13 protein-coding genes are annotated in these 20,478 nt (G+C 43.8%); 10 read left to right on the top strand and 3 right to left on the bottom strand.

Translation table 11 applies throughout. From position 1 onward, the window contains the following. The first annotated feature begins 74 nt into the window (after positions 1-74). The 5 genes from G496_RS0109550 (at position 75) to G496_RS19340 (ending at position 9,113) form a co-directional block, all read left to right on the top strand. Positions 75-1,730: a peptide-binding protein gene (locus tag G496_RS0109550; RefSeq protein ID WP_027179087.1), complete on the top strand. Its 1,656-nt coding sequence runs from the start codon at positions 75-77 to the stop codon at positions 1,728-1,730. 2 nt (positions 1,731-1,732) lie between these two features. Beyond that, a complete protein-coding gene (locus tag G496_RS0109545; protein WP_027179086.1) occupies positions 1,733-3,907 on the top strand; it encodes a RelA/SpoT family protein in 2,175 nt (724 codons plus the stop codon). 313 nt (positions 3,908-4,220) lie between these two features. Beyond that, complete coding sequence (locus G496_RS0109540; protein ID WP_027179085.1) at positions 4,221-4,901, top strand: CerR family C-terminal domain-containing protein; 681 nt, start codon at positions 4,221-4,223, stop codon at positions 4,899-4,901. Position 4,902: 1 nt separating this feature from the next. Then, positions 4,903-5,991 carry an efflux RND transporter periplasmic adaptor subunit gene (locus G496_RS0109535; protein WP_027179084.1) on the top strand — a complete coding sequence of 363 codons (1,089 nt, stop codon included), beginning with the start codon at positions 4,903-4,905 and terminating at the stop codon, positions 5,989-5,991. After that, positions 5,988-9,113, top strand: a complete 3,126-nt coding sequence (locus tag G496_RS19340; RefSeq protein WP_051294957.1) for an efflux RND transporter permease subunit — start codon at positions 5,988-5,990, stop codon at positions 9,111-9,113. Before G496_RS0109535 ends, G496_RS19340 begins: the two co-directional genes overlap by 4 nt. 80 nt (positions 9,114-9,193) lie before the next feature. On the opposite strand, the gene ispH is transcribed toward G496_RS19340, so the two are convergent. Further along, a complete protein-coding gene (gene ispH / locus G496_RS0109525; protein WP_027179083.1) occupies positions 9,194-10,042 on the bottom strand; it encodes a 4-hydroxy-3-methylbut-2-enyl diphosphate reductase in 849 nt (282 codons plus the stop codon). A gap of 186 nt (positions 10,043-10,228) precedes the next feature. Here ispH and G496_RS0109520 point away from each other — a divergent pair, with 186 nt between their 5' ends. From G496_RS0109520 to hpnH, 5 genes are all read left to right on the top strand, one after another. After that, positions 10,229-11,611 (top strand): aspartate aminotransferase family protein, encoded by a 1,383-nt coding sequence (locus tag G496_RS0109520; RefSeq protein WP_027179082.1) that lies wholly within the window; start codon positions 10,229-10,231, stop codon positions 11,609-11,611. Positions 11,612-11,684: 73 nt separating this feature from the next. Next, the gene (locus G496_RS0109515) at positions 11,685-14,423 is read left to right on the top strand and encodes an MMPL family transporter (protein WP_027179081.1); all 2,739 of its coding nucleotides are present in this window, start codon (positions 11,685-11,687) and stop codon (positions 14,421-14,423) included. Between the two features lie 2 nt (positions 14,424-14,425). After that, a complete protein-coding gene (locus tag G496_RS0109510) occupies positions 14,426-15,208 on the top strand; it encodes a substrate-binding domain-containing protein (protein WP_034632939.1) in 783 nt (260 codons plus the stop codon). A 1-nt stretch (position 15,209) separates the two neighbouring features. Then, positions 15,210-15,938: a tetratricopeptide repeat protein gene (locus G496_RS0109505; protein ID WP_051294956.1), complete on the top strand. Its 729-nt coding sequence runs from the start codon at positions 15,210-15,212 to the stop codon at positions 15,936-15,938. Between the two features lie 45 nt (positions 15,939-15,983). Continuing rightward, the gene (gene hpnH, locus G496_RS19335) at positions 15,984-16,997 is read left to right on the top strand and encodes an adenosyl-hopene transferase HpnH (protein WP_034632936.1); all 1,014 of its coding nucleotides are present in this window, start codon (positions 15,984-15,986) and stop codon (positions 16,995-16,997) included. A 68-nt stretch (positions 16,998-17,065) separates the two neighbouring features. Here hpnH and G496_RS0109495 read toward each other — a convergent pair whose 3' ends face one another. Further along, positions 17,066-17,785 (bottom strand): phosphorylase family protein, encoded by a 720-nt coding sequence (locus G496_RS0109495; RefSeq protein ID WP_027179078.1) that lies wholly within the window; start codon positions 17,783-17,785, stop codon positions 17,066-17,068. Positions 17,786-17,982: 197 nt separating this feature from the next. Then, complete coding sequence (locus G496_RS0109490) at positions 17,983-20,469, bottom strand: Lon protease family protein (protein WP_027179077.1); 2,487 nt, start codon at positions 20,467-20,469, stop codon at positions 17,983-17,985. Positions 20,470-20,478: the final 9 nt, after the last annotated feature.

Here is a 20,478-nt window from a genome sequence, read left to right as displayed (position 1 = left end):
CAGTCCTTTTCTAAACTAACTTTATGAGTAATTTTTAAAGAAAAAACAAGGGAAATATGAAAAGACCATATATAATGTTTTTAATCAAGACGTGCTGTTGCCTTGCGCTTGTATCCATTATTGGCTGTTCCTCACAGCCTTCTGGTAAAAAAAGTGCTGCCGGAAACGTTTCTGCGCAAAAAATTATGAATGCTTCAACCCCGGTAAATGGAGGGCGCATTATCGAACCTATGCTCGGCGAACCTCTCAACCTTGTTTCCGCTCTTTCTTCAGACTCGGGCAGCCATGAAATAGCCAGCAGAATATTTGTTTCTCCTCTTAAATATGACAAGGATTTGAACATTGTACCTTATGCTGCGAAAAATTTCGAGGTACTAAATGGCGGTAAAATTATAAAATTTGATATGCGTAAAAATATCAGATGGTTTGATGGCAAACCGCTGACAGCGGAAGATGTTGAATTTACCTATAAACTGATGATTGATCCTAAAACTCCCACGGCATATTCCGGTGATTTTCTGGCTGTGAAGAAATTTACACTTACCGGTAAATATTCTTTTGAGGTTGAATACGACAAACCATTCGCAAGATCACTCATTACCTGGTGTTCGGATATCCTTCCGAAACATATTCTTGAGGGAGTGGACCTCACTAAAACAGACTTCGGAAGGCACCCGGTTGGAGCCGGACCGTATAAACTTAAAGAATGGATACCGGGACGTACTGTTGTCCTTGAAGCTAATGATGATTACTTTGAAGGAAGACCTTATATTGATGAACTGGTTTTTCGCATAATACCTGACAGCACAACTCAGTTTCTGGAGCTTAAATCAGGAAATATTGATGCCATGGGACTCAATGCCCAGCAGTATTCTTTTCAGACCAAGGGTAAAAAATGGGATGATAATTATAATAAATTTAAATATCTCGCATTTGGATATACCTTTCTTGGGTACAATATGAAAAGAGAGTTGTTTAAGGATGTCAGGGTAAGGAGAGCCATAACCTATGCAATCGACAAGAAAGAAATAGTTAAAGGTGTTTTATTCGGTCTCGGTGAACCGGCTATCGGACCTTATAAACCCGGCACATGGGTGTATAACAAAAAGCTTAAACCTTACGGTTTCAATCCTGAAAAAGCTAAAGAGCTTTTAGCTGAAGCTGGTTGGAAAGAATATGATTCCAACGGTATTCTTGTTAAAAATGGTAAGGAATTCAAATTTACCATTCTGACTAATCAGGGTAACTCCCAGCGTATAAAGTCTGCTACCATTATCCAGAACAGACTTAAAAATATTGGCATAAAGGTGGAAATCAGGACTGTAGAATGGGCTTCATTTGTTAAGGAATTTCTTGATAAGGGAAACTTTGATGCGATTATCCTCGGCTGGAATATCCTTCAGGACCCTGATATTTTTTCAGTATGGCATTCTTCAAATGCTGTTCCGGGAAAGTTGAACCTGACCTGTTATAAAAACTCCGAACTGGATAAACTGCTTGAAGAGGGAAGGCAGACATTCGATCAGCAGAAACGAAAGAAAATTTATGATCAGGCACAGGAAATATTATACAATGAGCAGCCATACTGCTTTTTGTTTGTCCCGATGTCGCTGCCGATTTATAATAAAAAAATCCATGGGGTTGAAGTAGCACCTGCCGGTGTTGGTTATAATTATACCAAATGGTGGATTCCAGAAGAATTTCAGAAAAAGAAGAGCATACAGCAGTAGATATGATTAGAATTAATGAAATTTTAGATGTAGTTGGGTCTTATATCAAAGATCCAGATATGGCTCTTATTCAGCGGGCTTATGTATTTTCAGCGCGTGAGCATGAAGGACAGGTCCGGCTATCCGGAGAGCCTTATCTTTCGCATCCACTCCATGTCGCTAAAACTCTGGCGGACATGCATCTTGACGAGCCGACAATTGCGGCCGGACTTCTGCATGATACCGTGGAAGATACTGATACGACCATTGATGATATTCAGGAGCTGTTTGGTGACGAGGTTGCTGATATTGTAGATGGAGTGACCAAAATCAGTAAGATGGATTTTGAATCCAAAGCTGTTGCCAAGGCGGAGAACATCCGCAAAATGATTCTGGCTATGGCTGAAGATATCAGAGTCCTCATGGTTAAGCTGGCCGACAGACTCCATAATATGAATACTCTGAATTTTCAGAAAAGCTACAAGCAGGTGATGATTGCTCAGGAAACTCTGGATATTTATTCACCCCTTGCAAACAGGCTCGGCCTCTACCGGGTTAAGAGGGAACTGGATGACCTTTGTCTTTATTACCTCAAACCTGATGTTTATCAGACCATTACCAAAGGGCTGGAGCGGCAGAGAACACTTGGAAAAGAGTATATCGACAAGGTCATAAATCTTATTGAAGAGACCTGTGAAGAAAATAAGATCAAGTGTTCCATCCATGGGCGTACTAAGCATCTGTACAGTATTTATAAGAAGATGATCCGGCAGGACCTTGAGCTTGATCAGGTGCACGACATCATCGCTTTCAGGGTTATAGTTGATTCTGTGAAGGACTGTTATGAAGTTCTGGGACTGGTCCATTCCATGTGGAGACCTGTTGCCGGAAGGTTTAAGGATTATATTTCTATCCCTAAAGCCAACATGTATCAGAGTCTGCACACAACCGTTATCGGTCCGGACGGTGAGCGCATTGAAATCCAGATTCGTACCGATGAAATGAATCAGGTTGCCGAATATGGTGTCGCCGCGCACTGGCAGTATAAAGAGCAGGGAGTAAGCAGCGGTAAACAGACCAGAGATGCGGAGAGATTTTCATGGCTCCGCCAGATTATGGACTGGCAGCGCGAACTTAATGATCCCCGTGAATTTATGGCTTCACTGCGTTTTGATCTGTTCAGTGAGGAAGTTTATATTTTCACGCCGGCTGGTGATATTAAAGAACTCCCTGATGGAGCCACCCCGGTAGACTTTGCCTATTCCATTCATAGTGAAGTCGGCAACCACTGTACTGGAGCTAAAATTAACGGCAGACTGGTTCCGCTAAATACACAGCTTAAAAATGGTGACACGGTAGAAGTTTTTACCGATCAGAATCGAAAGCCGAGCAGAGACTGGCTCAAGTTCGTCAAGACAGCTAAAGCCAGAACAAAAATCAAGCAGTATATAAGAACTGAAGAGCGGGAAAGTTCCATTTCCCTTGCCAAGGAAATGTTGGAAAAAGAAGGCCGGAGGATGAATATTAATGTCTCCAAGGCCATGAAAGACGGATATTTTGTTATGCTGGCGGATGAATTTTCATGCGGCAGTGTTGACGATCTCCTTTCCAATGTAGGGTATTCCAGAATAACCCCCAAGAAAGTTCTTAAAAGGCTTTACGCTGTTCAGAATCAGCTTCTCGATTCTGAGGAAGATGAAAGCCACAGTGAAAGTACTGACGAAAAAACAGAAACATCACCTGTGGGCAACAAAGGCTCCAGCTCGATCAAAATCGAAGGGGTCGATAATGTCCTGATAAGATTTGCAGGATGCTGTACCCCGTTACCCGGTGAGCCTATTGTCGGATACATCAGCCGCGGTCGTGGTGTTGTTATTCATTCTTCCACCTGTCCCAATGTCGCCAATCTTGAAAGCGAAAGACTTCTTAATGTCTCGTGGGAAGGCGGGCAGGAAGATTCAGCTCATCCGGTTCAGATAAGAATCAGATGCCGGAATGTTAAAGGATTGCTGGCTAAAATCAGTACTGTGTTGACCGAAATGGATGTTAACATTGATTCGGGAACTTTTCGTTCGGAAGTTGATGGCATTTCAGTCTGTGAATTTACTGTTGAGGTCCGTGATCTCGGGCATCTGCACCGCTCACTTAATAAAGTCAAAGACATAGACGGTATTTTGGAGGCGATCAGACTTAACTGATATTGTTATATTTATTTTGTTTTTATCAGGCAGAATTCGTTTAAAAGCGGATTCTGCCTTTTTTGTGTTTATGTGACACAAATTTTTAAAAAAGAAGATGGAATGAAATTTTTAAAAAGATAGATATCAGTCTCTTAGGGGCAGTATGTTACTAGTTTGATTTTTATAAAAATAAAATAATTAGGCATGTTATGACGCATAATCCAATTTAAAATATATTTTAAAAAAAATTAAAACAAACGTTTGACTAGCTACAAAACGTGTCTTATTTGTAAATTAATTAAACGAACGTTTGAAAAAAATTGAGACGATTATGAGTGCATCAGTTGAAAAAAAATGCGGCCGCAAAGCACAGGGTGATGAAACAAAGCAGAAGCTTATTACTATCGGAACCAGAATGTTCGGACTTAACGGGTATAATGGGGTCAGCCTGAGAGCCCTTTCCAAAGAGTCTGGAACAAATCTGGCAACGGTCAGCTATCATTTTGGCGGAAAACAAGGGCTTTACGAAGCTATTTTGTATTCTATTCTCGAACGTAAGGAAAAAATTTTCCCGTCAGAGGCCTGCGTGCTGAACCGGATAGCAATGCTTAAATCAGGTGAAATAAATGATTTTGAATTGATCTCCTGGTTTATCAAAACATTTGTCAAAGGTTTGATAGTCGATCCTGAAACTATCTGGGCAGTGATAATTATTTCAAGGGAACTGGCTAATCCCGGTGAATTTTATCCTGTGCTTGAAGAGAAATTTTTCAGACCTTCTTTCAGAAATATAAATTTGATGCTTGAAGCTATTTTGGGAGCTGACATCGACAAAATGGAGATGGTTGTTATTGGTGAAGCTTTAATAGGTATGTCACTCAAGTTTGTTCACAGGAAAGAATTTTTATTTCGTCTGGGGGAAGACTGTTACACGCCTGAACTTATAGATGAAGTTACAGATATATTAGGTAGAAGGGCCGCTTGTTTTGTCGGCTGTAAGGAGTGCTGTTAAAATGAAAAAAGTTGTTTTGATTTATATTTCTTTTGTCCTGCTGCTTGTAGCCGGATGCAGCAACGACAACGGGCCGATTAAAGAAGTTGTAAGGCCTGTAAAAACAATGACTGTTGCCGATGTTGGTCAGGGAAAGCATTGGAGTTTTTCCGGGACAGCAGAGGATGCACTGGAGTCAGTTCTTTCTTTCAGGGTCTCTGGAAAGCTTGTTTATTTTCCCGGTGACCAGATCGGCAGAAAATTTAATGAAGGTGAAATTATCGCAAGACTTGATCCTGCTGACTTTGAACTGGAAGTTCGGCAGCAGCAGGCACAGCTTGAAAGGATCAAGGCCAATTTTGTCAGGGCACGGGCCGATGTAAAAAGAATCCGGGAACTTTATGAACGCAAGGTTGTTTCAAAGAGTGAGCTTGACCAGTCCGAAGCTGACTTTAAATCATTCAGAGCCAACAGAAATGCGGCTGAAAAGCAGCTTGATATCGCAAGGAAGCATTTAAAATATACTGTACTCAAAGCACCATTTTCAGGCTGGATCAGCCGTACTATGGTTAAAGTTCATCAGAATGTGCAGTCCGGACAGGGTATTGTCGCTTTAAATGCAGGTAAACAGATGAAAATGACCATCTCCATACCTGATACTTTGATTTCAAATATTTCAGAAGGTGAAAAAGTTCAGGTCTGCTTTGACGCTATTCCCGGAAAAATTTTTGATGGCAAGATAATGGAAGTCGGTGTCGGAACAAATTCGGGAGCGACATACCCGGTCAAGGTTTATCTTGATAATTCTCAAAAACTGGTCCGCAGCGGTATGCCGGGAAATGTTATCCTCCTCAATAAGTTCGGAACAGACAGCAGCATAGTTTATGTTGACCCTTCTGCTGTTGCCGGGAGGACTGACGGTTCCCATGTGGTCTGGGTTATAGATGCGAGCACTTCCACTGCTCACAGCCGCGTGGTTAAAGTCGGTGATCTCTCTACGGAAGGACTCGAAATTTTGGAAGGATTACACCCCGGTGAAGTTGTTGTTATCCGTGGTGTGCATTCCCTTAAAGAAGGAATGAAAGTCCGACTTGGTGGAGGCGTATCGTGAATCTGGCAAGCTGGTGCATCAAAAACAACAGAACTTCGCTGGTCATATTTCTGCTGATAGTTTTCAGTGGTATATCAACCTTTTTCAGCATTCCAAGGTCCGAAGATCCCGATTTCACCATCAGGGTGGCTCTTATCTCTACCGTTTTTCCGGGAGCTTCTCCCAAAAGGGTCGAAGAGCTGGTAACTGATAAACTTGAAGAAAGAATCCGGGAAATGAGTGAGGTTAAAACTGTAAAATCTCAGTCTATGACCGGATTATCCATCATAGAAGTTGAACTGTATGATTCAATAAAAAATGTTCAGCAGGTTTGGGAAAAACTGCGTAATAAAGTAAGCGATGCTTCGGTAGATCTGCCTTCTGAAGCCAGACAGCCTGTTGTAAACGATGAGTTTGGAGATGTTTTTGGAATCCTTGTGCCGATCACAGGTGACGGTTTTACTTATCGTGAGCTGAAAGATGCCGCCGACTACACCAGAGACGAATTGTTGAAAGTTGACGGTGTCGGAAAAGTGGAACGCTGGGGAGAGCAGGACGAAAGGGTTTTTGTAGACTTTTCAAATTCACGAATGGCTGCTTCCGGTATAAGTCCTTTTGCTCTTGGCCAGACGATAAGCCGCCAGAACTCGATACTCCCGAGCGGAAGCTCACGCCTTGGACCTGACAGGGTTTATATTGAACCGACCGGTGAATTTTTAACGGTTGATGATCTTAAAAAATTACCAATCCGCGGAGAAGGTAGAAAATCAGGAATTAAACTTTCAGATGTGACTACCATTACCCGTGGTTACTCCGATCCGCCATCAACCATGACCAGATATAATGGCAAAGATGCTATCATTCTCGCTGTTTCCATGGCTGATGGTAATAATATTATGGATCTCGGGGAAAGGGTAACGAAGAAACTGCACGAAACAATCGGCAAAATGTATGTGGGCATTAATTTTGATACCCTTGTTTATCAGCCTGATTATGTGGATAAAGCTGTTTCGGACTTCATGATCAACCTGCTTGAATCCTTTGCTTTTGTTGTTGTTATTATCCTGCTTTTCGCAGGATTACGGACAGGTTTGATTGCCGGTTCCCTTGTTCCTATGGCTATGCTCGGGTGTATTTCACTCATGCCGTTGTTTGATGTTGGATTGCAGAGAATTTCCATTGCCTCACTGATTATCTCTCTCGGTATACTTGTGGATAACGGAGTTGTTGTTTCCGAGGCTATTCTTGTCCGTCTTGCTTCCGGTGAAGATAGATTGAGTGCCGTAACTCATGCTGTCTCGGAACTCTGGATGCCTCTTCTGGCAGCCTCGCTGACAACTATATTTGCTTTTCTGCCTATTCCGCTGGCTGAAAGTAAGGTTGGAGAATTTTGTTTTTCATTGTTCATAGTGGTTTCTCTCACCCTTGGTTGCTCATGGCTCATGTCCATGTCTCTGGTTCCGATGCTCTGCTTTTATGCATTGAAACCGAAAGTTCAGATTCAGACTTTTACGGGAAAGCTCTATACAATTTATCGCCGGATGCTTGTTTCCAGCCTGCGTCACAGACCTTCATTTCTTATGGGCGTGCTTGTTATCTGCTGTCTGGCGATCTGGGGATTCCAATTCGTTCCTAAAATGTTTTTCCCGCCTAATGAGCGGGCCCAGTTCACAATTGATTTCTGGCAGCCCTACGGCACAGATATAAATGTTACAGCCAGGAGAGCAAAACGGCTGGAGAAATTCCTGCTGGCAGATAAAGATGTTGATAGTGTTGGTATTTTTATCGGGCATGGCGGTCCGCGCTGGTATCTTCCGCTTAACCTTGAGCAGAAGAACGATAACCTCGCAACATTTGTAGTAAATACAAAAAGCTTTGAAGTTACGGACGGCGTCATCAAGCGCACAAGGGAAGAGATAGACAGTCATTTTCCCGATGCCGACTTCAGTCTTAAAAAGTTGATGAACGGTCCTCCGGTTGGTGCTCCCATTCAGATCAGAATTTCCGGTCCGGATGTTAAAACTCTTTATACATTGCGCAACAAGGTTGCTGGAATGCTTGAAAAAGAGCGTGGCGTATCCCGTGTGTGGGACGACTGGGGCCAGTGGACTAAAAAGGTTGTCGTTGATGTTGATCAGGATAAAGCAAGGGAGGCTGGTCTTTCCAGTTACGATGTCGCATTAAGCCTTCAAACTGCGATGAGCGGATATCATGCTTCCGATTTTCGTGACGGTGATACCGTTATTCCTATCCTGCTTCGCAACAATGAGCGTTTCAGAGATCATCTGGACCGGCTCGACAGCATGAATGTTTATTCCGCTACAGAGGGGAAAAATATTCCTTTGAGCCAGATAGCTAAAACCAGACTGGACTGGCAGCCTTCAGATATCCGCAGAAGGGATCAAACCAGAACCATGACCGTTAAAGCTGATCTCTATGACGGTTATTTTGCAACCAGAATTCTGGCGAAGGTCCGCCCGCAGATCGAGGCTTTTGAAAAAACTGATGAATGGCCGATAGGCTATTATGTGGGGTTCGGCGGGGAGTTTGAAAAAAGTCAGGAGAGTCAGGAATCCATCAATGCCAATATGCCGCTTGCAATGGGACTGCTGGTTCTGGTTCTTGTTTTTCAGTTCAACTCCATACGCCGGCCGATCATCATACTGCTGACTCTACCGCCGATGATGTGCGGTATTACCGCCGGAATGCTGCTGACCCATTCTCCGTTTGGATTTATGCCGATGCTTGGTATGATCAGTCTTCTTGGAATTGTTGTTAACAATGCCATAATGCTGATTGATAGAATTGAGATTCAACGTAGCAGAAATATTCCAATGAAGGATGCCATTGTGCTTTCAGCCCTTGAAAGGGCACGCCCTATCATAATGACGGCTACAACCACCATTATCGGTATGGTTCCCTTGTCACTTCAGGGTGGAGAGATGTGGCGTCCCATGGCTAACTGCATAATGTCCGGTCTGCTGTTTGCTACAGTGCTCACCCTTCTGCTTTGTCCTGTTTTGTATTCATTGTTTTTCAAACAGGACTTCAAAAATTATGAGTGGGACCCTGAAGTTGTTAAAAAGGGTAGTGATATTCCACTTGCAGAACAGGGAAAAATGGATCAGAAAGCCGAAGCCTAGTTCGGCCTGATTTATAAAAAAAACAGGGCTGGACCTTCTTATAAGGTTCAGCCCTGTTCAGATTTTTAATCGTGGTGATTCTATAATCTTTCCAGAATATTCTGGATTGAGTCGACAATGATTTTGGGAGTTGAAGCTCCAGCGGTCAGTCCGATGCTTTTACAGTTTTTAAGCTCTTCAAGCGGTAGTTCTTCCACTGTTTCGACATGGGTGCATTTGGTTCCCTGTCCTTCGACAACCTGAACCAGACGGCGGGTGTTTCCGCTTATTCTGCCACCAACGACGATCATGTGGTCGACTTTATCCGCTATATTTATAGCTTCAAGCTGACGCTGCCTTGTAGCATCACAGATAGTCTGGAGATAGGTCACGTCAAGATCAAGAGATTTCAGATATTCCTGCGCTTTCTCATAGATCATGCGATCCTGTGTAGTCTGCGCGGCAAGACAGTATTTTTTATTTTTGTCGAGTTTGATTTCCTTCAGCTCTTCAATGCTGTCGAAAAGAAATGTTCCTGATGGTGCATAGCTGAGCAAACCTTTGACTTCCGGATGACTGTCTTCTCCGTAGAGCAGCAGAATTCTGCCATCCTCAGTGTTGCGTTTGATAACCAGCTGGGCTTTTTTTACTTTAGGACAGGTTGCATCAATAATTTTGATACCGCGGTCACGCAGTCCTTCTTCAACCTGTTTGGGAACTCCGTGGGCTCTGATAACGCCATGTGCTCCGGCAGGAACCTCATCAGGGGATTCAGCCGTAATTACGCCTTTTCTGGTGTAATCTTCAAGCACTTGCGGGTTGTGGATAATGGGGCCGAGAATATATATCGGCTCATTTTTTTTACTTTCTATCAGGCTGTCGAGCTTGTTGAGGGCCAGATCAACGCCCATGCAGAAACCGGCGGTTTCCGCTCTTATAACTGTGGTCATATATTTTTCTCCCGAAGTTCAGTATGGATGACAAAATTTACAGACCCATACAGTTTTTTGCAATATCTGCCAAGCAAAGGTATTTTGCAAATACCGCATTGACCGGATAAGCCAAGCAGAGTATTTTCTCACTACTATTAAGCATGTTTGAAAGATAAGAATGAATATAATTTGGAGTATATTTAAATGACTAGTGAAATATTAAATGATCTTAAAAAACGCGTACCCGAAAACTACGGGTTGCATCGCAAATATATTAATCCCCAGTTCGTTCGTGTGCTGGAGGTTATAGGATTTAACCGCAATTATGTCGGTGCTCAGGGTGCGTATCTGACTGATGAAAACGGTCGCAGGGTCTTGGATTTTCTGGCTGGATTCGGAGTTTATAATATCGGAAGAAACCATCCTCATGTTGCCGAAGTTTTAAAAGATGTGCTTGATGCCAAAACGGCTAGTCTGGTTCAGATGGATGTAAGCCCGCTTTGCGGGATGCTGGCTGAAAAACTCGCATCCCTTGCACCCGGAGACCTTGAAGCTGTATTTTTCACCAATTCGGGTACCGAAAGTGTTGAAGGTGCTTTGAAGTTTGCACGGCAGGCTTCAGGCAAACATAAAGTTGTTCATTGCGAACATGCTTTTCATGGCCTGACTCTCGGAGCACTCTCCGTCAATGGCAATAAAGAGTTCCGTGAACGTAACGAACCTCTGCTTCCCGACTGTGTCCGGATACCATTTAATGATCTTGCTGCACTGGAGGCTGTTTTCCGTGAAGGCGACGTAGGAGCTTTCATAATGGAAACCGTTCAGGGAAAGGGCGTCTTTATTCCTGAAGATGGCTATCTTGCAGGCGTTCGCGAACTTTGTGACAAGTATGAAGTTCTGCTTATTGCTGATGAAGTTCAGTGTGGTATGGGGCGTACCGGAAAAATGTTCGCTGTTGACCATTGGGGAATCAAACCTGATATCATGGCCGTTTCAAAGGCTTTGTCCGGTGGATATGTTCCTGTAGGAGCTATCATCACAACCCGTGAACTTCATTCCAGAGTTTTTGACAGCATGGAGCGTTGTTTCGCACACTCCAATACTTTTGGGCAGAATGATCTTGCAATGGCTGCCGGTCTTGCTACTATTGAAGTTCTGGAGAAGGAAAATCTGGTGGAAAATGCCGCCAGAATAGGTGACAAGATTAAAGCCGGTCTTATTGAACTTTCGAAGCGTTATGAAATGCTTTCCGAAATTCGCGGAATAGGGCTGATGATAGGCATGCAGTTCAGCGAGCCTAAATCTCTCGGCCTTAAAGCCAGCTGGAAACTGCTTCATAAGATGAATAATGATCTTTTCTGCCAGATGATAACCATGCCGCTTCTTGATAAGCACAATATCCTGACTCAGGTTGCAGGGCATGGTCTGGATACTGTTAAGATTCTTCCTCCGCTTACAATTACAGACGAGGATGCGGATAAATTTCTCACAGCCATGGATGACGTATTGAAATCAGCCCACAGTCTTACAGGTTCCGCATGGAAAACTGTTAAGGATTTAGGCGTACGTACGGCAAAAACAGCTTAGCTTTTTTAAACTGCATAAAGCCAAACAAAGACCCGGAAACTCCCTTTTTTGGGAGATTCCGGGCTTCTCTAATGTGAATATATTCAGAAAATTTCAGCAATCCCTTATTTTGTCATGCTGGCGACTTGTTTCAGCCTATCCTAAATCCGTAATCGCCGCGGGAGCCGTTCTGGCCCTGATTTGCGCTCTGGCGTCATCTATGTGGCTCCATCTGGACAGCAATCAGGATAATCTTATTTCACACGATCTTCCTTTTCAAAAGCGTAATCTTGAACAGATCGAGAATTTTGGTGATCAGGAATATATGTTTCTGGTTATTGAAACCGGTGGAACGGATGAAGGACGCGACAATGCGGCTGCTTTTGCCCGCTCTGTTGCTGCCAGATTAAAAAAAAGACCGGATCTAATTCATCAGGTTCACTATAGAATGACTGCGCGCGATATGGGACCGGGAGTTCTTTTATTCGCCAACCCTGATGAAATTACTGCTTTTACAAGACTCTCCGAAGAATTTGCTCCGAAGATAAAATCTTTTACCGAAAATCCGGGACTGACAGGTTTTCTCAGTATGAGCGCCGACCTTCTCGGAGCAAGGTCAAATTCCAGTTCCGGAAAGAGTAAAGATAAATCTTCATCTGGTTTCGGGTCAGGACCTGAAATGTTTTACCCGTTTATGGGTGCTCTTGGGCATGCCATCGGAGCTATGCAGGCGGAACTTGGTGTTAACGCCTCTAAGAGCGGGGATACCGTTGCCGCCGGGGATGATTCTATTCTCGGTCTTGAAAAGCTTGGAATGCACTACTTTTTTACCAGCAACGGTAAGCTGCTGATTATGCGCATTCTGCCGAAAAAGGATTTCGGACAGATGGACGTAATCGGGCCAGCCTTGTCTTACGTCCGTAAATGTCTTGATGAAACAAGACTCGAATTTCCCGGAGTCAGTGCCGGTCTGACGGGACGCCCTGTTCTTTCAGCTGATGAAATGCACACCACCAATAATGATATGACCGTTGCCGCCATTATTTCCGTAATTCTGGTGGGTCTGCTTTTTGTGGTGGTTCTGCACGGCTGGCTGCGTCCGGTTCTTGTGCTTGTCTCTTTAGGGTTTGCAATGGCGTGGACCTTCGGATTTGCGCTGGTGTTTGTAGGAAGTCTGAATCTGCTTTCGATAGTTTTTGCATTGGTTCTTGTCGGTATCGGAGTCGATTTCGGGGTCCATGTTGTCATGCGCTATGTAGAAGGTGTGCGCTCCGGGCTATCTTCTGACGATGCCGTGAAAGAGGCCCTCGTTCATACCGGACCAGGAGTTCTGCTTGGTGCTCTGACCTCGGTCTGCGCATTTTATGCCGTTCTGGGGCAGGATTTTGTCGGACTTGCGGAACTGGGCCTTGTCGGTGGTACCGGTATTTTATTCTGCCTTATCTCAATGATTACGGTCCTGCCGGCAATGATGCTTGTTGCCGGTCGAAAAAACTGGTTTCCTTCCTCACACCCCAAAGCCGTCACCATGCCTTTTATGGAAAAGATTATTTCCAGACCTGTTACGGTGCTTCTGGTTTTCGCAGTCTTGAGCATTCTGGCCTTGCCGGGGCTTGAAAAAGTCGGTTTTAACTATAACCTGCTTGAACTACAGGCCAAGGGGCTGGAATCAGTTAATTTTGAACATCGGCTGATGGAAGAATCCGATGAGTCCACATGGTTTGCCGTTATCACCAAGCACGATATTAATGATGTAAAATCCACAATTGCCGAACTCAGGAAGTTACCTTCCGTTGGAAGAATAGACAGTATTTTTGATTACCTTCCTAAAGATCAGGCCAAGAAAGCTGCTTTGCTCAAGCATGCTTCCTCAGTGTTTAAAAAGATATCATTCTCAAAGGCTCCTGAAAAAGTTCAGGATTCCAATCTGCTGCCGGAAATGGACAGATTGATGATTGCTTTGGAAAATCTGGAGGAAAAATTATTTTCAGCAGGAGCGGTAAAAGAGCTTAAAATGGTTTCGGAATTGATCAGCAATCTTGATTCCTGCATGATTTATCTGGAAAACAATCCTCAAAAAGCTGATCAGCTTAATTCAATTCAGTACAGCCTTGTTACTGAAATGAGGCAGGCTTTCAACTGGGTTCAGCAGATACTACAGGTTCAGTCCGTAGAACCGAAGGACCTCCCGGAGTCTTTGCGGTCTGTGTTCATAGGCAAAGACGGATCGTATATGATTAAAGTCTCACCATCCAAGAATGTCTGGGATTTTGATCTGCTGCGTTCATTTGTTTCTGATCTGCGCAAAGTTGATCCCGAAGTTACCGGAGTTCCGGTGGTTGTTCTGGAATCTTCACAGATAATGCGGAATACTTTTGTTGAAGCTGCCGGAATAACTTTTGGGCTTGTAGCATTGATTCTGTTCCTTAACTCATTCAGCCTGTCTTATGTCATAATGGCTCTGGTTCCACTTGTCGGTGGTTTGTTCTGGCTGCTGGAAATAATGGGATTAAGCGGCATAAGTTTCAATCTGGCCAACTTTTTTGCAATTCCAATTCTCATTGCCATCGGTGTTGACGGGGGAGTTCATTTTCTCGCCCGCTGGTCTGAACTTAAAAATGGTGAAAGGTTGTACTATACCAGTACCCCTGTTGCCGTGGGGCTGAGCTTCTGCACCACTATGATCGGATTTGGCGGACTGCTGCTGGCGCACCACAGAGGAATGGAAAGCCTTGGAAGCATAATGGTTACAGGTTCTGCAACCTGTCTCATCGGATGCCTTTTTGTGCTTCCGGCTGTGTTTAGAATAATCGAAAATATCAAGCGGAAATAATTATGAAATATTTAGCAAGAATATTTTTTCTTACAGCATTAGTGGTCTGTCTGTTTGCCGGACAGGCCGCAGCTTCTGCAAATTCTTTTGTCGTTGTCCAGCCTGGAGAGCCGGGAACAACTGCCGAGGCCCAGCCCGTGATGGACGAGCTGGCCAGATATCTTTCTGAAAAAACTGGTAAGCATATTACTGGTAAATATTTCAATGAATTAAGCTCGGCAATAACATGGATAAAAAACAACCATCCGGCATGGGGAATCGTGGATCTTGTTTTCTATAAAGTTTATGGGAACAGGTTTGCACTTGAAAGCATAGCTTCAACTCTGCCTTCTGGTAATGATTTTGATCAGTGGAGGCTTCTTGTTCCGGCATCTGGACCTGATTCTCCGGCAGAACTCACAGGCCCTGTTTACGGTTCGATGTTTTATACTCCAGAAGCCGCAAAAATACTTTTCAGTCCTTCTGCGGTTCCGGAAAAATTCAATGCCGAGGGAACTCCGAAAGTCTTGCGCTGGCTGCGTAGAACCGCCGGTGGTAGAGCTGCCGGAGTATGTCTTAACAGACTTCAGTTTTCTGTTGCCGAAGCATTACCTTCGTTTTCAAAGCTTAAAGTTGTTTACACCTCACAAAAGCTTGAGAACAGTCCGGTAGTTTCTTTCGGTAAAAAAAGTTCTACTGTTGATAAAATTTCCGATGTTCTTCTTAAAATGAAAGATGATCCCAAGGCCCATGACTTACTCGAACTGTTGCGGACAGATGGATTTGCTCCATCAACAGGAGGATGAGTTGAAGACAGTTAATTTTTTTTCGATTCTTTTTTTGCTTGGTTTTTTATCAGTAGCATGTACTCCGGCTAAGACCGTTGTTCACCCTGAATATGACGGTGGACAGTTTAAATTATGGAGCCCCTGCACGGCAAAGCAGGCTGCTGAACTCGCCGCGGGGCAGAGTGCTGATAAGATAAAGAGTCTGGCCTGTTATGCTTATCTTTCAAATACCGCAAAAAATGATGATGAAGCCGAAAAACTGACTTTAAAAGGAAGAAGCCTTGCTTCAAAAATAATTAAAAATAATCCTGAAAGCGGGGCAGCCCATTATCTGGCAGCCTTTCTCGCCGGTAGAAATGCTGAACTTAATCCGTTAAAGGGGCTTGACCTCGTCAAAGTCATAGAGCAAGAAGCATTACGCGCGGTTAAACTGGCACCTGAACTTGATTATGGCGGAGCTGACCGTATGCTTGGAGAGTTATATCTTAAAGCTCCGGAACCGCCCATCAGCGTTGGTGATCTTGATAAATCACTGGAGCATTACCACAATGCCGTTAAACTTGCTCCTGATTACGTGCAGAACAGGCTTGGACTTGCCGCAGCTTATCTTGAAGATGAGCGCAAGCCGGAAGCCTGTATTCAATATAATAAAATTTTGGAATTGGAATCTGATAAGGATATTCTTGAAAACAAAGTCTTCCAAAAACTTCGTTCGCTTTGTTCGGACGCTAGTTCCTCAAGGAAGTAAAACCGGTAGCCGTGCATAAACGGTAACTGTTAAGAGGTACTGATTTTGTCTATTCCAGCAATTCAGATGGCGCGCATAGGAAAATATATAATTACCCAGACTCTCAAGCGTAACAAGCATTATCCGCTTGTTCTGATGCTGGAGCCTTTATTTCAGTGCAACCTGCGCTGTAAGGGATGCGGAAAAATCAACCAGCCGCCGGAGATCATGAATAAGCGCCTTTCGGTGGAAGAGTGCATCAGCGCAGCTGAGGAATGTGGAGCTCCCATTGTTTCTATTCCCGGTGGAGAACCTTTGCTTCATCCTGAAATACCTACAATTGTAAAAGAGCTGATCAAACGTAAAAAATTTGTGTACCTCTGCACTAATGGTCTTCTTGTTCCGTCTCGCATACATGAGTTTGAACCGAGCCCTTATCTCACATTCAATCTCCATTTTGATGGTCTTGAAGCTCGTCACGATGAGCTTGTCTGCAAAGAGGGTGTTTTCAAGAATGCGGTAAAATCTATCAAAATGCTGATAGAAAAAGGATTCCGTGTTAATACCAACTCGACCTTTTTTGCAGGACAGGATCCGGTAGAAGCTGCAAAACTTTTTGATTTCCTGAATTCTCTTGGAGTTGAAGGAATGACAGTTTCTCCCGGATACAGCTACGAAGCTGCGGCAGATCAGGACAATTTCCTTGCCCGTGAAAATACTGAAAAACTGTTCAAGGAAATTTTTAAAATAGGTAAGGAACGCAAATGGGATTTCAACCATTCAGTCCTTTATCTTGATTTTCTGGCCGGTAATCAGAATTACAAGTGCTCACCATGGGGTAACCCAACCCGTTCCGTTCACGGATGGCAGACTCCCTGCTACCTGCTTGAAGACGGCTTTGTCTCTTCATATAAAGAACTGATGGAAAAAACCCAGTGGGAGAAATATGGCGGCGGTGTTGATCCGCGCTGTGCAAACTGCATGGTTCACTGCGGTTATGAACCCACTGCCGTTGCCGACACTGTAAAGCATCCGCTTAAAGCTCTTATGCTTACATTGAAAGGTATTAAAACCGATTAATATCTTTTTGGAAATTAAATTAAAACCCCGTAACTGTTCAGGTTGCGGGGTTTTTTATTGATAGGAAATTATTTGAATACTTCACCAAGTTTTTTGAGGGCTTTTGAATAATCCCTGCCCAGTCTTATCAGACTGAAAAGCAGAGACGGTTTTTTCAGCATGGCCTTGATTATCGGCCAGACCCTTGTATTTCCGTCTTCATCCAGAGATTTCATAACAACTTCAGGCAGCGAACATTCAGAACAGTCGCTTACTGCCCTGACCACAGTGAAAGGCGTATTATGCCCTTTTGCTATGTTTGAAGCAGCCAGACTTTCCATATCCACAGCCAGAGCACAGCTTTCCGCATGCATTCTGCTTTTTTCAGCTGCGTCCATTACCGGTCCGGCAACTCCCATGAGTCTGCCAAAATTATAGCTGTTCAGCTGCGGCAGGTATTTTTTTCTTGCTTCTGCATCAGCATCGCTTTCATTCCAAGATTCAATACCGGGTATTCCTGAATAAATACTTGTTCCCACAACAGCTTCCCCGGCTTTAAGACTTGGAGCAAGCCCCCCGGAAACACCGATACTTAAAATTATGGCCGGAGAAAGTCTGCATAGTTCCAGTGTCCCGGCAGCAGCTTTCATGGGGCCGACTCCGGCTATGAGGCATATATAAGGCTGGTTATTTTTTAAGGTTCCCTTGAGAACAGGCAGACCTTTCAGTTCTCCTTTTTCTCCATCAGGAAAAACAGCTTTAGCTTCCTGTTCCATCGCGGTTATTACCGCCAAAAGATCGTCACTCATTATGGAATTACCTTTGATTCTTGATATTGGTTTTATTTGTGATGGCTACTTCATACTTATTCATGCGCTAAATTTCAAAATTAAAAAAAATTAAAAATATTTCCAGACAGAATGGAGACTGTTTCCCTTGGGTGCTTAACGAAAAAAGCTCCCCGAAAAATCGGGGAGCTTGTATGGCTCAAATCAATTTATGGTGCTTAACAACTGGAGCAGCTTTTAGCTGTTTTTTTCTTGTCTTCTTTGGATTCATCAGCTGAGCTGAAAGATTTTAGTCCTTCAAGTATATCTTTCAGTCGCTTATCCACACGGCCGTATACTGTTTCTTCGGGATATTCGCCTTCGCTGTTTTTGGTTCCGGCAGGAATACCAGTCAGCAGTTCAATGCCGTCATCAATACTTTTCACAGACCAGATGTGGAACTTTCCGTCTTTAACAGCCTGAACCACATCCTTGCGGAGCATCAGGTCTTTTACGTTGGATTCAGGTATCATTACTCCCTGAGTACCAGTCAGACCCTTATGGTTGCAGCACATAAAGAAGCCTTCAATTTTCTGATTTACACCGCCTATGGGCTGCACTTCGCCTTTCTGGTTCACAGATCCAGTCATTGCGATGTCCTGCCGCAGCGGGATGGAACTGATGCTGGAAAGCAGGGCGTACAATTCTGTTGAAGAAGCTGAGTCACCGTCTATTCCACCGTAAGATTGCTCGAAGGCTATGCTTGCAGTTAGTGATAGTGGCTTGTTCTGGGCAAATTTATCACGCAGAAAACCTGATAAAATAAGCATTCCTTTATTATGCGTCGGCCCGGACATATCTGCTTCACGCTCGATATTTATAATGCCGCCTTTACCCATAGATGTTGTTGCAGTTATTCGGGCTGGCTTTCCAAATGAGTAGTCACCCATTGAATAAACCGCCAGACCGTTGACCTGACCGGCAACAGAACCTTCTGTATCCACAAAAACACTGCCGCGGTCGATCATTTCCTGTAACTTTTCTTCAATCTGATTGGAGCGTTTTCTATGCGCTTCAATGGCTTTATCAATAAATTCAGCTGTTACGGTTTCAGAATTTCCGGTTTTAGCAAAATAGCTGGCTTCACGCATGAGATCGGCCAGAACAGGGAAGGCCGTGCTTATTTTTTCCTGTCTGCCGGCCATTCTTACTGAATGTTCTATTATGGCTGCTGTTCCGCTCCGGTCAAATGGCAGCAGTTCTTCTTCCTTTGTAATCTTGCTTATAAGTCCGGAGACTTTGTTTATTGAATCTTCGCTGCGGTCCATTGATGTCTCGAAATCAGCGCGGACTTTGAATATTTCAGAAACATCAGGATCATAAAAACGCAGCATGTGGTACAGGTTTGGATCACCGAGAACCACAACTTTAACGTCCATGTCTATCGGCTCCGGTTTTAAACCTGTCGCCGATATAAAGTAGTAAGGGTCGAAAGTCTGAATTTCAATTTTTTCAGTTTTAAGGGAACGTTTAAGTGTCGGCCAGACTCCCGGTTCAACAATGGCATCCATCAGATTTATGACAAGATATCCACCATTTGCTTTTACAAATGACCCTGCTTTGATTTTTGTGAAGTCGGTTCTCCAGCCGCCCTGTCTGTCCATGACTCTTTCTATGCTTCCGAAAAGATTACGGTAGGTCGGATAGGTTTCAAAAATAACCGGAGGACCGTCCTGCTCGGAATTATCTACAAGGAGATTGACCTGATATGGATGGAGCACAGTCTCAGCCTGCGGAGGCATAAACATCATTCCCTGTCCGCCGGCCTGTGGGGCTTTGCCGATCATTTGGATGGTATCAAGTTCTTCGGACATTTTTTCGAGCATACTGTCCAGAAACTTATCGACCTTGTCTTCTTTAAATTCCTGTTTGAGCGGGGCGATTAATTCTTCCGCGAGACTCATAAACATTAGTCTGTCTACATCTTCACTTTTTTTCTTTACTTCTTTCTGCAGCTTGCGAACTTCGGTAAGAATATTGTCAATTTCTTCCTTTAATTCCTTCTGCTTGATTTTGAGCTGTTCAAATTCTTCTTCAGGAAAACGTCCCTTTTTTACTTTTTCTTCAAGCTGAATCATTCTGATTGGTTCACCGTCAACAAGTGGTACTACATCGGGACGCTGATATGTTCCCATCTGCATATTGACGATAACCAGCCCTGAATCTTTTACTTTTTCTTCAACTCCCTGAAAAAACTCACGGGTCTGTTTTTCATGGGATTCCATTATTTCATTTTTGCGGGCAATGTATTCCTGACTTTCAAAAAGTTGTGGAACATCACGCTTAATGTTTTCCAGAAAATCGTGAATCGCCTTTTTGAATACACTTCCTCTGCCTGCTTTGAATCTGAGCAGGATTGGTGATTCGCTTGTTTTAAAATTATTTACATAGCAAATGTCGTCAGGAGTGCTGTCATTTCTGGAAAGTTCTTTCAGCAGCCGCTTCACCGTGGCCTGTTTTCCGCTTCCCTGAGGTCCGGTAACAAAAATATTGTATCCTTTGCGGCTCATTCCCATTCCGAAACGGAAGGCTTCTACTCCGCGTTCCTGTCCGATGATATCTTTGCCAGGGTCCAGCTCGGCAGTGGTATCAAAAGGGAGTGTTTGAGGATCAAGCGTCCACCTGAGTTTTTCCAGAGGAACCTGTAGTCTGCTTTCAGTAGTCATCAAAACCTC

The organism is Maridesulfovibrio bastinii DSM 16055 (genome assembly GCF_000429985.1).
GTDB lineage: Bacteria > Desulfobacterota > Desulfovibrionia > Desulfovibrionales > Desulfovibrionaceae > Maridesulfovibrio > Maridesulfovibrio bastinii.
This window is presented reverse-complemented; position numbering and strand designations above follow the sequence as displayed.

Excerpts from the sequence above, each read along its gene's own strand:
- G496_RS0109490 (WP_027179077.1), bottom strand. The coding sequence starts at position 20,469 with ATGACTACTGAAAGCAGACTACAGGTTCCTCTGGAAAAACTCAGGTGG.
- G496_RS0109535 (WP_027179084.1), top strand. The coding sequence starts at position 4,903 with ATGAAAAAAGTTGTTTTGATTTATATTTCTTTTGTCCTGCTGCTTGTA.
- G496_RS0109495 (WP_027179078.1), bottom strand. The coding sequence starts at position 17,785 with ATGAGTGACGATCTTTTGGCGGTAATAACCGCGATGGAACAGGAAGCT.
- ispH (WP_027179083.1), bottom strand. The coding sequence starts at position 10,042 with ATGACCACAGTTATAAGAGCGGAAACCGCCGGTTTCTGCATGGGCGTT.
- G496_RS0109510 (WP_034632939.1), top strand. The coding sequence starts at position 14,426 with ATGAAATATTTAGCAAGAATATTTTTTCTTACAGCATTAGTGGTCTGT.
- G496_RS0109540 (WP_027179085.1), top strand. The coding sequence starts at position 4,221 with ATGAGTGCATCAGTTGAAAAAAAATGCGGCCGCAAAGCACAGGGTGAT.
- G496_RS0109545 (WP_027179086.1), top strand. The coding sequence starts at position 1,733 with ATGATTAGAATTAATGAAATTTTAGATGTAGTTGGGTCTTATATCAAA.
- G496_RS0109520 (WP_027179082.1), top strand. The coding sequence starts at position 10,229 with ATGACTAGTGAAATATTAAATGATCTTAAAAAACGCGTACCCGAAAAC.
- G496_RS0109550 (WP_027179087.1), top strand. The coding sequence starts at position 75 with ATGTTTTTAATCAAGACGTGCTGTTGCCTTGCGCTTGTATCCATTATT.